Source organism: Blastococcus xanthinilyticus, assembly GCF_008124835.1.
Taxonomy (GTDB): domain Bacteria; phylum Actinomycetota; class Actinomycetes; order Mycobacteriales; family Geodermatophilaceae; genus Blastococcus; species Blastococcus xanthinilyticus.
This window is the reverse complement of the sequence record NZ_VNHW01000007.1, coordinates 193,144-208,456: the sequence shown is the minus strand read 5'-3', so window position 1 is coordinate 208,456 and position 15,313 is coordinate 193,144. Positions and strand designations below refer to the sequence as shown.

At 73.9% G+C, this 15,313-nt stretch carries 15 protein-coding genes and 1 tRNA gene; 10 read left to right on the top strand and 6 right to left on the bottom strand.

Annotated elements, in window-relative coordinates:
• Positions 1-4: 4 nt before the first annotated feature.
• The 4 genes from BD833_RS12765 to BD833_RS12750 all read left to right on the top strand — a co-directional run bounded on the left by BD833_RS12765 (position 5) and on the right by BD833_RS12750 (position 5,654).
• Positions 5-1,720, top strand: coding sequence for a bifunctional metallophosphatase/5'-nucleotidase (locus BD833_RS12765; RefSeq protein ID WP_166533507.1), 1,716 nt, complete (start codon positions 5-7; stop codon positions 1,718-1,720).
• 150 nt (positions 1,721-1,870) lie between these two features.
• A tRNA-Ser gene (locus tag BD833_RS12760) sits at positions 1,871-1,958 on the top strand.
• A gap of 255 nt (positions 1,959-2,213) precedes the next feature.
• Complete coding sequence (locus tag BD833_RS12755) at positions 2,214-4,484, top strand: immune inhibitor A domain-containing protein (RefSeq protein WP_166533506.1); 2,271 nt, start codon at positions 2,214-2,216, stop codon at positions 4,482-4,484.
• Between the two features lie 333 nt (positions 4,485-4,817).
• Positions 4,818-5,654, top strand: a complete 837-nt coding sequence (locus tag BD833_RS12750) for a hypothetical protein (protein ID WP_243737629.1) — start codon at positions 4,818-4,820, stop codon at positions 5,652-5,654.
• Between the two features lie 4 nt (positions 5,655-5,658).
• Here the strand turns inward: BD833_RS12750 and BD833_RS12745 are convergent, their stop codons facing one another.
• Genes BD833_RS12745 through BD833_RS12730 form a run of 4 tightly spaced genes read right to left on the bottom strand, consistent with a single transcriptional unit; the run spans position 5,659 to position 8,842 of the window.
• Positions 5,659-6,786, bottom strand: coding sequence for a geranylgeranyl reductase family protein (locus BD833_RS12745; protein ID WP_166533505.1), 1,128 nt, complete (start codon positions 6,784-6,786; stop codon positions 5,659-5,661).
• A gap of 27 nt (positions 6,787-6,813) precedes the next feature.
• Positions 6,814-7,749, bottom strand: a complete 936-nt coding sequence (locus BD833_RS12740; RefSeq protein ID WP_166533504.1) for an alpha/beta fold hydrolase — start codon at positions 7,747-7,749, stop codon at positions 6,814-6,816.
• A 54-nt stretch (positions 7,750-7,803) separates the two neighbouring features.
• Positions 7,804-8,376 carry an LOG family protein gene (locus tag BD833_RS12735; protein WP_166533503.1) on the bottom strand — a complete coding sequence of 191 codons (573 nt, stop codon included), beginning with the start codon at positions 8,374-8,376 and terminating at the stop codon, positions 7,804-7,806.
• A gap of 7 nt (positions 8,377-8,383) precedes the next feature.
• The gene (locus tag BD833_RS12730; RefSeq protein ID WP_243737628.1) at positions 8,384-8,842 is read right to left on the bottom strand and encodes a MaoC family dehydratase; all 459 of its coding nucleotides are present in this window, start codon (positions 8,840-8,842) and stop codon (positions 8,384-8,386) included.
• Positions 8,843-8,984: 142 nt separating this feature from the next.
• On the opposite strand from BD833_RS12730, the gene BD833_RS12725 reads away from it, so the two are divergent.
• From BD833_RS12725 to BD833_RS12710, 4 genes are all read left to right on the top strand, one after another.
• On the top strand, positions 8,985-9,458 hold the full coding sequence (locus BD833_RS12725; RefSeq protein ID WP_166533502.1) for an NUDIX domain-containing protein: 474 nt from the start codon (positions 8,985-8,987) through the stop codon (positions 9,456-9,458).
• 10 nt (positions 9,459-9,468) lie between these two features.
• Complete coding sequence (locus tag BD833_RS12720) at positions 9,469-10,386, top strand: 1,4-dihydroxy-2-naphthoyl-CoA synthase (RefSeq protein WP_166533501.1); 918 nt, start codon at positions 9,469-9,471, stop codon at positions 10,384-10,386.
• Between the two features lie 43 nt (positions 10,387-10,429).
• The gene (locus BD833_RS12715; protein WP_166533500.1) at positions 10,430-10,762 is read left to right on the top strand and encodes a hypothetical protein; all 333 of its coding nucleotides are present in this window, start codon (positions 10,430-10,432) and stop codon (positions 10,760-10,762) included.
• A 131-nt stretch (positions 10,763-10,893) separates the two neighbouring features.
• A complete protein-coding gene (locus BD833_RS12710; protein WP_166533499.1) occupies positions 10,894-11,487 on the top strand; it encodes a TetR-like C-terminal domain-containing protein in 594 nt (197 codons plus the stop codon).
• A gap of 9 nt (positions 11,488-11,496) precedes the next feature.
• Here BD833_RS12710 and BD833_RS12705 read toward each other — a convergent pair whose 3' ends face one another.
• Complete coding sequence (locus tag BD833_RS12705) at positions 11,497-12,198, bottom strand: TetR/AcrR family transcriptional regulator (RefSeq protein WP_166533498.1); 702 nt, start codon at positions 12,196-12,198, stop codon at positions 11,497-11,499.
• Positions 12,199-12,374: 176 nt separating this feature from the next.
• On the opposite strand from BD833_RS12705, the gene BD833_RS12700 reads away from it, so the two are divergent.
• Together BD833_RS12700 and BD833_RS12695 are read left to right on the top strand one after the other, a co-directional pair.
• Entirely contained in the window at positions 12,375-13,490 is a 1,116-nt protein-coding gene (locus tag BD833_RS12700) for an NDMA-dependent alcohol dehydrogenase (RefSeq protein WP_166533497.1), read from the top strand.
• A 55-nt stretch (positions 13,491-13,545) separates the two neighbouring features.
• Complete coding sequence (locus tag BD833_RS12695; RefSeq protein ID WP_166533496.1) at positions 13,546-14,211, top strand: HAD family hydrolase; 666 nt, start codon at positions 13,546-13,548, stop codon at positions 14,209-14,211.
• Between the two features lie 187 nt (positions 14,212-14,398).
• Here the strand turns inward: BD833_RS12695 and BD833_RS12690 are convergent, their stop codons facing one another.
• Complete coding sequence (locus tag BD833_RS12690) at positions 14,399-15,238, bottom strand: glycerophosphodiester phosphodiesterase (RefSeq protein WP_166533495.1); 840 nt, start codon at positions 15,236-15,238, stop codon at positions 14,399-14,401.
• Between the last annotated feature and the right edge of the window lie 75 nt (positions 15,239-15,313).

Sequence of the window (15,313 nt, the reverse complement as noted above, 5' to 3'; positions counted from 1 at the left end):
CCGCATGAGGCCCCGTCCCCTGGCCACGCTCGCCGCGACCGCGTCCCTCGCCGTCCTGGCCGTCACCGCCGCCGCGCCCGCGGTGGCCGGTGACCGTCCGCAGGATCCCCCGGCCGGCAACAAGGCCGTCGAGGTCCAGCTGCTCGCCTTCAACGACTTCCACGGCGCCCTGGAGCCGCCCTCGGGCTCCGGCGGGCGGGTCACGCTGGCCGACGGCAGCGTCGTCGACGCCGGTGGCCTGACCTACTTCGCCACCCACCTCCGGCAGCTGGAGGCGCAGAACCGCCAGACGCTCACGATCAGCAACGGCGACCTGATCGGCGGCAGCCCGTTCCTGTCGGCCCTCTTCCGCGACGAGCCGACCATCGACGCGATGGACCGGCTCGGCCTGGACGTCGCCGCGGTCGGCAACCACGAGTTCGACGAGGGGGTCGACGAGCTCCAGCGCATCATCGACGGCCGCGCGTGCCACCCCGTGGACGGCTGCCTGGACGGCACCGGCTACAACGGCTCCGACGCCGACTGGCTGGCCGCCAACGTCGTGGACCGGGAGACCGACGCGCCGATCCTGCCGCCGTACGAGGTCTACCGCTTCAAGGGTGTGCCGCTGGGCGTCATCGGCCTCACCCTGGACGAGACCCCCTCCATCGTCTCGGCCGAGGGCATCGCCGACGTCCGCTTCGAGGACGAGGTGGAGACGATCAACCGCTACGTCGCCGAGCTGCGCGCCGACGGCGTCGAGGCGATCGTCGTCTCGCTGCACGAGGGCGGCGTGGCGGGCGGCGGCATCAACGCCTGCGAGGACCCGACCGGCCCGGCCTTCGACATCGCCAACGCGGTCGACGACGCCGTCGACGTCATCCTCACCGGGCACTACCACAACGGGTTCGTCTGCCAGGGCGAGGACGAGATCGACGGCAAGCTGGTCACCCAGGCGCTGTCCAACGGGCGGCTGATCACCGACATCGACCTGAGCCTCGACAAGCGCACCGGCGACGTCGTGGCCGCGAGCGCCGAGAACGTCGTGGTCACCCGGGACGTCCGGCCCGACCGCAAGGCGCAGGAGCTCGTCGAGCGCTACTCCCGGCTCGCCGAGCCGATCGCGAACGTGCCGGTCGGTGAGATCACCGAGGACGTCGTGCGCGCGCAGGAGCCCCTCGTCGGGTCGCTGCTGGGCGAGTCGCCGCTGGGCAACCTGATCGCCGACGCGCAGCTGGCGGCCACCGACGACGAGGCCGGTGCGGTCGCGGCGTTCATGAACCCCGGCGGGGTGCGCGCCGACCTGCTCTACGCCTCCTCCGAGGCCGGCGAGGGCGACGGGGTCGTGACCTACGGCGAGGCCTTCGAGGTGCAGCCGTTCAACAACCTGCTCACCACGCTCGACCTGACCGGTGAGCAGCTGTACGCGCTGCTGAACCAGCAGTTCGAGGTGGGCCGGGTGCTCGCCCCCTCGGACTCGGTGCGCTACGCGGTGGCGGCGGACGGCAGCAGCGTGGTCCCCGGGTCGCTCTCCATCGGCGGCGAGGCCGTCGCGCCGGGGGAGACCTACCGCATCACGGTGAACAACTTCCTGGCCGGCGGCGGGGACGGGTTCACCGTGCTCACCGAGGGGACGGACGTGGTGAACCAGCCCGGGTTCGACGTCGACGCGCTCCAGGCCTACCTGTCCGAGGACCCGGTGTCCGCACCGGAGACCGACCGGATCACCGTGACCGGCTGATCCCCGGCTGAGCACAGGCGGGCGCCACCGGCTCTCCGGAGCCGGTGGCGCCCGCTCGTTCGTTCGCACCGCCGGCCGGTCGGTCGGCCGGGACGGCACTCCGTAGCATGGCCGGCGCGGCGAGGTGGCGCCGCGGCGCACCACCTGCCAGGAGGGCTCGCATAGCGGCCTAGTGCGGCGGTCTTGAAAACCGCTAAGAGGTGACCCCTCTTCGTGGGTTCGAATCCCACGCCCTCCGCAGTGCTCCATCTCACACAGTGGGACGACAGGAACTCTTCGACATACCGACCGGCATCGTTTCGCACGGGTAAACATCCAGGTAACCGCAGGAGTTCCCGACCCGGAGCCGGGTTCGTTCCGTGACCGGCTGGTGTCGACTTGTAGACAACGATGCGGGGCTCACCTAACGTCCCCGGCGACCGCCCGTGAGGGCCTCCGGTGGCTCCCCACCGGTCGGCCGGTCGGTCTCCCTCCGAACGCAGGAGAACCACCCTTGAAGAGAGCTCTGGCTGTCGTCGCCGGTGCTGCCGTGGTCCTGGCCATCCCGGCGACCGCGTCCGCCGCGCCTCCGGTGCAGGACACCCCCAGCACCCCCAGCCCCGAACGATCCCACGACCTGTCCAGCCCGCTGGTCGACAAGCAGCGCGAGCTGCGCGCCGAGGCCCTCCAGCAGGTGCTCAGCGGTGAGGCCACGCCGCAGGGCAACAACAAGGTCGTCGAGGTGTCCCCGGGCCGCTACGTCGAGCTGGCCCAGGAGGACAGCGACGCGATCTGGACCGTCCTCGGCGAGTTCAGCGACCTGCCGCACAACTCCATCCCGCAGCCGGACCGTTCGGTGGACAACACCACCATCTGGACGTCGGACTTCTCGCAGAGCTACTTCGACACCCTGCTGTACAGCTCCGCTCCCGGGGTGAACTCGGTGGCGAACTTCTACGAGCAGCTCTCCTCGGGCCGGTACACCGTCACCGGTGAGGTCGAGGACTGGGTGCAGGTCCCCGGCACCGGCGCCTCGTACGGCGACAACGACCTCGGTGACGCCGTCACCTGGAAGTTCGTTAACGACTCGGTGAACGCCTGGTACGAGGGTCAGCTCGCGGCCGGGAAGACCGCGGAGCAGATCGACGAGTACCTCTCGCAGTTCGACGTCTGGGACCGCTACGACTCCGACGCCGACGGCAACTTCGACGAGGCCGACGGCTACATCGACCACTTCCAGGCCGTGCACTCGGGCATGGGCGAGGAGGTCGGCGGCGGGGTCCTCGGCGACGACGCCATCTGGTCGCACCGCTGGTACAACCAGACGACCCGCATCGGCACCGGCGGCCCCACGGTCGACGGCCGGGTGAACCCGCTCGGCGGCACGCAGGTCGGTGGCTCGAAGTACTGGATCGGTGACTACACCGTCGAGCCGGAGAACGGCGGCGTCGGTGTCTTCGCCCACGAGTTCGGCCACGACCTGGGCCTGCCGGACCTGTACGACACCTCCGGCAACAGCGGCGGCGCCGAGAACAGCACCGCCTTCTGGACGCTGATGAGCTCCGGCTCGTACGGCAACTCGGGTCGCCCCGAGGACGGCATCGGCACCCAGCCGATCCACATGGGCGCCTGGGAGAAGCTGCAGCTGGGCTGGCTGAACTACGAGACGGTCCAGGCCGGCGACAGCGCCAGCCTGCGTCTCGGCCCGTCGGCGTACAACACCAAGGAGAAGCAGGCCGCCGTCGTCGTCCTCCCGGAGAAGGAGGTCACCACCACGATCGGCACGCCGTTCGAGGGTGAGGACTTCTGGTACTCCGGCTCCGGTGACGACCTCGACCACACCATGCTGGCGCCCAAGCCGGCCGGTGCCGGTGAACTGACCGCCAAGGTCAACTACCAGATCGAGGAGGACTGGGACTACGCCTACGTGGCGTACACCACGGACGGCGGTGCCACCTTCACCTCGGTGCCGACGAACCTCTCCACCTCCGACGACCCCAACGGCCAGAACTTCGGCAACGGCATCACCGGCAGCACCGGTGGCGAGTGGGTCGACCTGACGGCGGACATCAGCTCCGTGCCCGACGGCGCGCTCGTCGGCTTCCGGTACTGGACCGACGGTGCGGCCACCGAGCCGGGCCTGCAGGTCGACGCCGTGAGCATCGGCGGCACCCCGGTCACCGACTGGACGCTGGACGGGTTCGAGGTGACCACCGGTACGACCACCGAGTCGTTCTTCAACGCCTACATCCTCGAGAACCGGGCCTACACGGGCTACGACACGGGGCTGAAGACGGGGCCGTACAACTTCGGTGACCCGAACCGGCCGGACTGGGTCGAGCACTTCCCGTACCAGGACGGTCTGCTGATCAGCTACTGGAACACCCAGTACAGCGACAACAACGTCGGCGCCCACCCCGGCGCGGGCCTGGTCCTGCCGGTCGACGCCCACCCGGGCCTGCTCTACGAGCCGACCGACGACGAGGGCGAGGACCGGACCAACGGCGAGAGCTGGCGGCCGCGGGTCCAGTCCTACGACTCGACCTTCGGGCTCCAGCCGACGGACAAGCTGACGCTGCACGACCCGGACACCGGCGTGGCCGGCCGGGTGGGTGGCCTCCCGGCCGTCCGGACCTTCGACGACACGAAGGACTGGTGGGTGGCTCCGGGCGAGCAGCCCGACGCCAACGGCTGGACCGGCGTCGACGTCCCGAAGACCGGCACGACCATCACCGTCACGGGGATGAGCGCCGCCGGTCAGCTCATGCGGGTGCAGGTCAACTGACCCGGTAACGCAGCACGCGAACGGCCCGTCGGCACCAGCCGGCGGGCCGTTCCGCGTCCCGGGGAAAGGGGGCGCGACATGCCGGGCCGCCGAGCGCCGACGGCCTGATCGCACGCCTCCCGAGTGCGTTTGCGCAGGTCGGCGCGCTGGATGTCGACAAGACGGTGCCGTGGAGGACCGGTCACCGGGCGCTGTCCGGGGTCGGCGCAACGGTTCGGTGACGGGCGGTCAGAACGGCGTCCGCGGCTGCCGAGGAAGACCGTGGAGGGCCCTAGCGTCTGACCTGTCCGCGGCACTTCCCCCGCCGCGGCGTAGCCGCTGAGGAGTGGTCCCGTGACCCTGGGTTCGATGCTGGTCTGGCCGGCCGCCACGCTGCTGGGCTTCCTCGTCTGCACCGCCGTCGTGGTCGTCCTCGGCGCCAGCTCGACGGCGCGGTACGAGTTCGCCCGCAACGCCGCCCGCGAGCCCCAGCAGGCGCCCGCGCCGCGCACCGACAACCACCCCGCGGGGCGCCGCACCGCCGGGCAGGCCGGGGCGGCGGCCGCGGCCGGGGGCCGGACCCAGCCGCAGCAGCAGGCCGTCGCCCTCGCCGTCCGCCCGGCGCCCGCGCCCGCCGCCGCTCCCACCTGGTGGCTGGTGGACGACGGGGCGCAGGCGGTGGCCGGCCCGTTCGACGACCGGGTCGACGCCGACTGGGCGGCGCTGTCGGGGGAGCTCGCCGCCATCGCCGTGCACGGCGTCCGCCGCCCCGACGGCACGGTCGCGCCGCGCCCCTCGCCGGTCGACCGCGCCTGGCTGGCCGAGCTCGGTGACCAGCTGGACCGCCTGCCGGAGGACTGGGACGAGCTGCTGAGCGACACCGACCCGCTGACCACGCTGGTCGTCGAGGTCGCCGCCGCGCTGGTCGAGGCGGGCCTGCCGCTCTACGACGGCGCCGGGGAGCGCGCGGCCGGCGGGGTCTGCCTGATGCCCGACACCGCCGCCGGTGGGGTCCTGGTCAGCTGGCGCACCCACGACCGGATGAGCGTGCAGGGCGTGCGCGGCCCCGCCGCCGACGGCGCCGTGCAGCAGCTCATGGGCGAGGCGGTCGCCGTCACGCTGGCCGAGCTCGGGTTCGTCGTGCTGACCTCGGAGGAGTCGTCGGCGGCGCTGGTGACGGCGCTGCGCTGACCGGCTACGGAGCCGGCCGCCGGAGGGAGCCGGCCGCGCCGACGAGCGTGGGCACGGTGAGCCGGCCGTCCGCCAGGCCGAGGTGGACCACGTCGTCGAACACCCGCTGCGAGACCGCCGCGGCCCGCAGGGCGGCATCCATCAGCACCGGCCACCGGCTCAGCCGGGACGCCGCCGAGGAGTGCCGCAGGTGCCGGCCGAGCCGGCGGGCCAGCGCCCGCCGGTAGGCCGCGCCGGCGCCCGCCCCCGCGCCGGCCGCCGCGCCGGCCAGGGCTCCGGAGAGGACGGCGTAGAAGATGCCCTCCCCGGTCAGCGGGTTGATCAGGGAGGCCGCGTCGCCGGCCAGCAGCACCCGCCCGTCGGGCTGGCGCGGCCGCCCGGTGCTCAGCGGCAGCCGGTGGGCCTTCAGCTCCTCGGCCCGCACGCCGGGCAGCAGCCGGTCGAGCCCCTCCAGCAGGCCGGCCCGGGTGGCCCCGCCGGAGGTCAGCTCGCCGTAGCCCACGTTGGCCCGGCCGTCGCCGATCGGGAACGACCAGGCGTAGGCCGGCCACCGCTGCTCGGTGGTGAGGATGACCTGGACGTCGCGCTGCCCGGCCGGGACCGGCGCATAGCCGCGGAGGGCGACGGCGAGCTGGTCGGGGCGGTTCCGCGGCACGCCCACGGCCCGGCGGACCACCGACTCCGCCCCGTCGGCGCCGATCAGCACGCCGGCCGTGACGGCCCCGTCCACCTCGACCCCGTCCGGGCCGACGGTGATCCGCCGGACCAGGTGCCGCCGCAGCTCCGCCCCGGCCTCCCGGGCCGCCGCGACCAGCCGGGCGTCGAGCACCGCGCGGGGGATGACGTGCGAGGGGCGGCGGGTGGCGCGCTCGACGGTCGTGCCATCGGGGGAGCGCAGCCGCAGCCGGGGCACCGCCGGGTACCCGGCCGTCACCGCGGCCGGATCCAGCCCGAGCCCGCCCAGCACGTCGAGCGCCTCCGGCGCGATGCCGTCGCCGCACACCTTGTCGCGCGGGAAGCCGGCCCGGTCGAGCACCAGCACCCGCGCCTCCGGCCGGGCCCGCCGGGCGGCCAGTGCGGCGGCGGCCCCGGCCGGACCGGCTCCCACGACGACGACGTCCCAGTGCTCCACCGGCACGACGCTAGGCAGGCCGCGCGGTCAGCGCGCGACGGCCCTCGGCACGCCGTCCCAGTTCTGGGCCAGGAGGGCCCGCCAGCTGTCCAGGTCGTGCTCGGCCGGCTCGGTGGTGGCCACGAAGTCGAGGAGGGCGTCGCAGAAGCGGTCGGGCTGGTCCAGGTGCGGCCAGTGGCCCGCGCCGGCGAACATCTCCACGCGGGCGCTGGGCACCAGCGTGCGCACGGTGTCGGCGTGCACCGACGGCACGATCGGGTCGAGGTCGCCCCAGATCACCAGCATCGGGATGGCGTCGGCCAGGTAGAGCCGGTCCAGCGCGGTCACCGCCTGGCCGCGGGCGTCGACGACGCCGCGCAGGGTGCGGAGGAAGGCACGGCGGGCCTCGATGTCCCTGAGGCCGAGCAGCGCGTCACCGGCCTCCGCGAGGTCGCGCACCTGCCGCCAGCCGGCGAGGCTGCCGATCCAGTCGACGGTGCGCAGGCCGGTGCGCAGCGGCCCGGAGACCCCGGCCAGTGCGGTGAGCACCAGCTCCGCCCCCGGCAGGGTGGCCGCGCGGAGCCCGGCGGACAGCTCCGGGCCCAGGCCGCCGCTGCCCACCAGGGCCAGCCGGTTGCAGCGCTCGGGGAACTGGTAGGCGAACTGCAGGGCGATCCCGCCGCCCAGCGAGTGCCCGACCACGGTGGCCCGCTCCACGTCGAGCACGGTGAGCAGGTCGCGCATGCCGTTGGCGTAGGCGGCGATGGAGTAGTCGCCGCGGGGCTTGTCCGAGTCGCCGTGCCCGAGCAGGTCGGGGGCGATGACGGTGTGCTGCTCCGCCAGCCGGCCGATCACCCCGGCCCAGGTGGAGCAGTTGTTCCCGATGCCGTGCAGGAGCAGCAGCGGCGGCCCGTCCCCGGCCCGGAGGAAGGCGCGCTTGTGACCGTGGACGATCCGCGTCTCGCGGACCGGGGCCGATGCCATCCGCACAGTCCACCACCGAGCTGTTGCCGGTGGGTTACCCCGGCCCCCGCCGGGTCACGAGGACGGCGGGGCGGCCCACTTCCGCGGTGGGTGCACGTAGCCCGCGGTGAACCGCAGCAGCTCCTCGGCGTCGGCGACCACGCCGAGGGCGTCGAGCCGGGCGCGGTCGAGGTACCCGTCGTCGACCATGCGGCGCAGCTGGTCCAGCAGCGGCTGCCAGAAGCCGTCGACGTCGAGCAGCGCCGCCGGCTTGGCGTGCAGCCCGAGCATCCCCCAGGTCCAGGCCTCGAACAGCTCCTCGAGGGTGCCGGCGGCGCCGGGCAGCGCGACGAAGGCGTCGGCCAGCTCGGCCATCCGCGCCTTGCGCTCGTGCATCGAGTCGACGACGTCCAGCCGCGGCAGCCCGGGGTGCGCCACCTCGTCGTCGACCAGGTGCCCGGGGATGACCCCGATGACCTCGCCGCCGGCGGCCAGCGCGGCGTCGGCGACGGTGCCCATCATCCCGACGCGCCCGCCGCCGTAGACGATCCCGATCCCCGCGCCGGCCAGCGCGGTGGCGAACGCCGCGGCGGCCGCGGTGTGCGACGGCGGGCCGGCGTGCGACCCGGTGAAGACGGCGATGCGCACCGGTCGATCAGCCGCCGTAGTAGCGGTAGACCGGCTCGGCGATGCAGACCGGCTTGTCCCCGCCCTCGCGCTCGATCACGCAGGAGAAGGTGAGCTGCTTGCCGCCGGCGATGTCCTGGACGTCGGCGAGGGTGGCGGTCATCCGCACCCGGGACCCCACCGGCACCGGCGCGGGGAACCGCACCTTGTTCAGGCCGTAGTTCACGCCCATCACGGTGTCGGTGACGGTCAGCACCTGGGTGAACAGCGGCACGAGCAGCGACAGCGTCAGGTAGCCGTGCGCGATCGGCCCGCCGAAGGGGCTCTCCTTCGTCGCCCGCGCCACGTCGACGTGGATCCACTGGTGGTCACCGGTCGCGTCGGCGAAGAGGTTCACGTGCTCCTGGGTGACCTCGTACCAGTCGCTGGTGCCGAGCTCGGTGCCGGTGAGCCCGTCCAGCTCGGCCATGGTCGTCGTGGTGCTCACGTCGTCGTGTTCCTTCCCGGGGGTTGGCAGGGTGTTCCGCGCACAGTCGGACTCTGCTTCCGTGGCGAAGCAGAGTCCGACTCTCCGCAGCACACCTTGCCGGGCTGGCCGGGCGGGCGCGCGACCGGGTTGACTGGGCGGCGTGCTCGCCTCGACCGACGGCTGGACCGTCTGCGCCCAGGGCCACCGGCACTGGGGGCGGGCCGGCGCGGCGGGCCTGCTGATCCACCGCGACGGCACCGGCGGCCCCGAGCTGCTGCTCCAGCACCGGGCCCTGTGGTCGCACCACGGCGGCACGTGGGGGACGCCGGGCGGCGCGCTGCACGTCGGGGAGTCGGCGGCGGCCGGAGCGCTGCGGGAGGTGGGGGAGGAGCTCGGCCTCGGCGCGGCGGACGTCGTCCTCGGCGCCTCCTCGGTCGACGACCACGGCGGCTGGGCCTACACGACCGTCCTGGCCCGGCCCGCGCGGCCGTTCGAGGCGGGCGACCTGCGGCTGGACGGCGAGAGCGACGGCGTCGCGTGGGTGGCGCTGGCGGTGCTGCACGAGGTGCCGCTGCACCCCGGGCTGGCCGCCTCGCTCGACCGGCTGCGGCCGCTGCTCCGAGCCGCGGGCTAGGTTCGGGAGCATGAGCGCCCGCGACGACGTCTCCGAGATCTTCGACAGCTCCGCGTGGCGGCCGGTGGAGGGCTTCGACTTCGGCGACATCACCTACCACCGGGCCGTGGACGCGGGCGTGGTGCGCATCGCCTTCGACCGGCCCGAGGTGCGCAACGCGTTCCGGCCGCAGACGGTCGACGAGCTGATCACCGCGCTGGAGCACGCGCGGCTGTCCACCGACGTCGGCTGCGTGGTGCTCACCGGCAACGGGCCCAGCCCCAAGGACGGCGGCTGGGCGTTCTGCTCCGGGGGGGACCAGCGGGTGCGCGGGAAGTACGGCTACGAGCACGACAAGGGCACGGCGGCAGGGGGCGGTGCGGGCGGGGGAGGACTGGGCCGGCTGCACGTCCTCGAGGCGCAGCGGCTGATCCGCTTCATGCCCAAGGTCGTGCTGTGCGTCGTCCCCGGGTGGGCGGCCGGCGGCGGGCACAGCCTGCACGTCGTCTCCGACCTGACCCTGGCCAGCGCCGAGCACGCCCGCTTCAAGCAGACCGACGCCGACGTCGGCAGCTTCGACGGCGGGTTCGGCTCGGCGTACCTGGCGCGGCAGGTCGGGCAGAAGTTCGCCCGCGAGATCTTCTTCCTGGGCGAGGAGTACACCGCCGCCGACGCCCACACGATGGGCATGGTCAACCGGGTGGTCCCGCACGCCGAGCTGGAGGCCACCGCGCTGGAGTGGGGGAAGAAGATCGTGGCCAAGAGCCCGACCGCCCAGCGGATGCTCAAGTACTCGTTCAACCTGATCGACGACGGGCTGGTCGGCCAGCAGATCTTCGCCGGCGAGACCACCCGGCTGGCCTACATGGCCGAGGAGGCCGTCGAGGGCCGGGATGCCTTCCTCGAGAAGCGCGATCCGGACTTCACGCGGTTTCCTTGGCACGTGTGAGAGAAGCGCACCCGAGAGTCCTGACTGTCCGGAGGGATGAAGAATGATCGTCGAGGTGGTGACCGGCGCCGACGAGCGTCCGGAGACGCGGGTGGTCGATGTCGACGACCTGGGGCGGCTGCACCTGGCCCTGGGCGTGGTCACCGACGAGGAGGCCGCCGACGCGCTGGAGCGCTCCGGGCTGGGCCGGCTGCAGGACGCCGGAACGGCGTTCCTCGACGTCGCCTCCCTGCGGGCCGCCGCCGAGCCGCGGGCGCGGGCGGCCGACTGGGCGGCCCAGTGGGACCGGATGGTCGCGCACGCCCGCAGCCAGGGCTGGCTCTCCGAGGACGGCGCCAGCCTCCAGGTGCACGTCGAGAGCGCCGCGGGCGCCTGACCGGGCGATCCCCACCCGGCCGGTGACCTGCGGAAAGTAGTTTCCCGATCACGGTCTCATATCGTTGTGGTCGTTCCATCGAGGCGCCAGGATGGGCGCGTGCATACGACCAGCCGGATCGGAACGGCGCGATGACGGGCACCCCGGGGCGCCCGCTCAGCACCGAGTTGTCCGAGCAGTTGCTCGCCGTCGCCGTCGACATCCTGGCCGACGAGGGGTGGGGGCGGCTCAACAGCGACCGCGTCGCCGCCCGCGCCCGGGCCGGCAAGGCCGGGATCTACCGGCGGTGGCCGACGATGTCCGCGCTCGCGCGGGCGGCCGTCGGCCGCTTCCACCTGGTGGTGCTGCCCGCCGAGGGCGGCTCCGTGCGGGAGGACCTGCTGGGGCTGCTCACCCCGCGGTGGACCCAGCCGCTGAGCCGCGAGGAGCGCGCGGTCGCGAGCCTCGTCGGGGCCGCGCGGCACGACGCGGAGCTGCGGGCGGGCCTCGACGAGGCGCTGGTGCGCCCGCTCGCGGCGGCGGTCGAGGAGGTCTGCGCCCGGGCCGAGCGGCGGGGCGAGCCGGTCCGCGTCGAGCGGGTGCGGCTGCTCAGCTCGGTGCTCGAGGCCTTCTGGTGGCAGCGCTACCGGATGCCCGAGCCGCTCACCGTCGACCAGGTCGTGCTGGTCGTCGACGAGGTGCTGATGCCGCTGGTCCGGCCGCTGGCCGAGACCGTCGCCGCCTGAGCCCTCCGCTCACCCGGCGCGGCGCGCCAGCTTCGCCACGTTCGCCGGCGGCTGCAGGCCCAGCTGGGCGTACAGGCCGGTCATCAGGCTCTCGGTCAGCGTCCGGACCTCCGCCGCGGCGCCCTCCGGGTCGTCGCTGTGGTCCACGACCTGCCGCTGCTCGACGACGACCACCCGGGACACGGTGAGCCACAGGGCGGCGGCCAGCGGGGCGGCCAGCCGCGGGCAGAACAGCACCGGCGAGGTGGCCATCCCGGGCTCGGGGTCGGTCGTCCACGCGGCGGCCAGCGCCGCGGTCAGCTCCCGCTCGGCCTCGAACAGGACCCGCTGCTCGTAGGCGGCCAGCGCCGGGCTGCTGTGGACGACCTGCGTGAAGGCGCGCCCCTGCGGGCTGACGTGCAGGCGCACGAAGTAGGCGGCGCCCTCCGCGAGGTGGTCGGCCAGCGCGGTCAGCGGAGTGACCCCGGCCGGCCGGTTCCGGACCGCGTCGGCCGGGGCGTGCGACCACGGGATGCGACCGTCGAAGAAGAGCTCCTCCTTCGTCGCGAAGTGGTTGAACACCGTCTGCACCGCGACGTCGGCCTGGCGGGCGATGTCGGCGATCGTGACCGCGTCGAACCCGTTCTCGGCGAACAGTCGGTGCGCCACGGTGCGTACGTGCTCCCGCGTCTGCGCCTTCTTCCGCGCCCGGCGGTCGCTCGGTTGGCTCACGCTCCGAAGCTTAGGCAACGATCGGCCATGATCGCTCCCGTTACCAACCGGTCGGTATGTCGTGTCGCGGATCCTGGGGTCGGCGCGGGACGGCGGAGCCCACCAGGCACGATGACCGGCGGGTGCGCGGTCGCGAGGCCGGCCGAGCCACCACGACTGCGAGAGGAGCCGCCCCGGTGCGGACGACAGCTGCGGTACTGCGCGAGCCGGAGACCGAGTACGAGATCGTCGACCTCGAGGTGCTCGACCCGGGCCCGGGCGAGGTGCTGGTCGAGATGGCCTACGCCGGGCTCTGCCACTCCGACGAGCACCTGCGGCACGCCAACCCCGGCGGGCGCTACCCGATCGTCGGCGGGCACGAGGGCTCCGGCGTCGTCCAGGCGGTGGGCGCCGGCGTCACCGGCGTGGCCCCGGGCGACCACGTCGTCACCAGCTTCCTGCCCGCCTGCGGGCACTGCCGGTACTGCGCCTCGGGCCGGTCGAACCTCTGCGACAAGGGGGCGACGATCGCCACCGGGCAGCTGCCCACCGGCACCTTCCCCTACCGGCTCGACGGTGCGCCGCTGGGCGGTTTCTGCATGATCGGTGCCTTCTCCCGGCACACCCTGCTCAGCGAGTTCTCGTGCGTCCGCATCGACCCGTGGCTGCCGCTGGACACCGCCGCGCTGGTCGCGTGCAGCGTGCCCACCGGCTGGGGATCGGCGGTCTACTCCGGCGGTGTGCGGCCCGGTGACACGGTGGTCGTCGTCGGGCTCGGCGGCGTCGGCGTCAACGCCGTCCAGGGCGCCGTGCACGCCGGCGCCATGCACGTGATCGGCGTCGACCCGGTGGCCATGAAGCGGGAGTTCGCCGAGTCGCTGGGCGCCACCCGCACGGTGGCCGACGCCGGGGAGGCGGCGGGGCTGGCCCGGGAGCTGTCCCGCGGGACCGGCGCCGACGTCGTCGTCGTGACGGTCGGGAAGATGTCCGGCGAGGTGTACAAGGCGGCGTCGGCGTGCCTGGGCAAGGGCGGCACGCTGGTGCTCACCGCACTGGCCGACCGGCCGGAGGACGGCCGGGCCGGCCTCAACGGGCAGGTGACCACGGTGTTCGAGCACCGGGTGCAGGGCGCGATGTTCGGCTCGTGCAACCCGTTCACCGACATCCCGCGGCTGCTGCGCATGCACGAGGAGGGCCGGCTCGAGCTCGACCGCCTGATCACCCGCCGGTACGGCCTCGAGGAGGTCAACGAGGGCTACCGGGACCAGGCCGCCGGGCAGACCGTCCGCGGGCTCCTCGACCTGAGCCGCTGACCCCGCTCCCGTGCCGCCGTGGTTGGCCCGGACGGGCGGTGGGCAGGCCGGGGGCGTGAGTGAACCCTGCATCGCCGTCCTCGACGTCGACGGCACCCTCGTCGACAGCAACTACCAGCACGCCCTGGCCTGGTACCGCGCGCTGCGCGGGCTCGGCGAGGTGCACCCGGTGTGGCGGATCCACCGGTTGATCGGCATGGGCGGTGACCGGCTCCCGGCCGCGCTGGCCGGCGACGACGTCGAGGCGCGGATCGGCGACCGCGCCCGGGAGCGCTGGAGCGAGGAGTTCGACCGGGTGATCGACGAGGTGGCGCCGCTGCCGGGTGCCCGCGAGCTCGTCCAGGCCATCCACGACCGCGGTCACCGGGTCGTCCTGGCCAGCTCCGGCAAGGCGAAGCACGTCGACCACTCCCTGGACCTGCTCGGGATCCGCGACCTCGCCGACGCCTGGACCACCAGCGACGACGTCGAGTCGAGCAAGCCCGCTCCCGACCTGCTCCAGGTGGCACTCGCGAAGCTCGGTGCGCCCGAGGGGACGCCGAGCGTGCTGATCGGCGACTCGGTGTTCGACGTCGAGGCCGCGAAGAACGCCGGGATGCCGGCGTTCGTCGTGCGCTCGGGGGGCTTCGGAGACGACGAGCTGCGCGGCGCCGGCGCGGTGGACGTGTTCGACACGCCCGGCGACCTCGCCGCGGCGCTCGACCGCACACCGCTGGCCTGACCGGATCCGATCCGGCCGCACCCGATCGGCGCCCGACCCGCTCCATCCCGGACCGCCCCAGGGTCCGAGGGTCCCCCCACGGGAAGTCGGACTCTGCTCACACCTGTAGGCAGAGTCCGACTTTCCGGAGATGTACCCGCCGGCCCGGCGCCGTCACGCTGAGTGACGGCTGTGGAGCGGACCGCCGTCAGGCGGCAGGGGTCGTGCCGCGGCCCAGCCGGCGGAGCGCCTCGTCGGGGTGGTCGGTGATGAGCGCGTCGACGCCCAGGGAGACCAGGAAGTCGATGTCGGCGGCGGTGTTCGGGGTCCACACGTGCACCTCCTTGCCGGCGGCGTGGGCCTGCGCGACGAACGCGGGGTCCGACCGCAGCAGCGCCAGGCCCGGGCCGACCGCGGTCATCGAGCCCGACAGCAGCTCGCCGCGCACCGGGCGCAGCCGCTTGCCGATCAGCTGGACCGTCGGCACGCCCGGCGCCAGCGCGGCGATCCGGCGGACGGCCAGCTGCGAGAAGCTCATCACCCGGAACGCCGGCTTGCCCGCCCACTCGACCGGCCGGTCGCCCTGGAGGAGGCCGTAGCGGCGCAGCGAACGCACGAGCTCGTGCTCCACGCGGGAGGTGTGCCGGGTCGGGTGCTTGGTCTCGATCGCCAGCCGGACGACGCCCGGGGTGCTCGTCACGTGCTCGAGCAGCCGGTCGAGGGTCAGCACGCGGCCGTTCTCGACGTCGGGCTCGTCGGTGACGGCGATGATCTCGTCGTCCTTCCACCGGTCCAGCCGGCCGCGCCGGGCGCCGAAGCGGAACTGCTCGAGCTCGGCGAGGCGTAGGGCGGAGACGACACCACGGCCGTTGGAGGTGCGCCGGATCCTCCGGTCGTGGACGCAGACCAGCACGCCGTCGCGGGTCATGCGGACGTCGCACTCGACGGCGTCGGCGCCGACCACCGCCGCGTTCCGGTAGGCGGCGAGGGTGTGCTCGGGCGCCTCCGCGGTGGCGCCGCGGTGGGCGACGACCTCGGGCGCGTTCACCTCCGCGGCCGGCGGGGGAGCGGGGCGCGGACGGGAAGAGCAACCGGCACGCGGAGATCCTCCCCGTCCCGTCCG

Bases quoted from the DNA above. Each gene is read 5' to 3' on its own strand.
- BD833_RS12765 (WP_166533507.1), top strand. From the start codon at position 5: ATGAGGCCCCGTCCCCTGGCCACGCTCGCCGCGACCGCGTCCCTCGCC.
- BD833_RS12740 (WP_166533504.1), bottom strand. From the start codon at position 7,749: ATGGCATCGGCCCCGGTCCGCGAGACGCGGATCGTCCACGGTCACAAG.
- BD833_RS12720 (WP_166533501.1), top strand. From the start codon at position 9,469: ATGAGCGCCCGCGACGACGTCTCCGAGATCTTCGACAGCTCCGCGTGG.
- BD833_RS12715 (WP_166533500.1), top strand. From the start codon at position 10,430: ATGATCGTCGAGGTGGTGACCGGCGCCGACGAGCGTCCGGAGACGCGG.
- BD833_RS12710 (WP_166533499.1), top strand. From the start codon at position 10,894: ATGACGGGCACCCCGGGGCGCCCGCTCAGCACCGAGTTGTCCGAGCAG.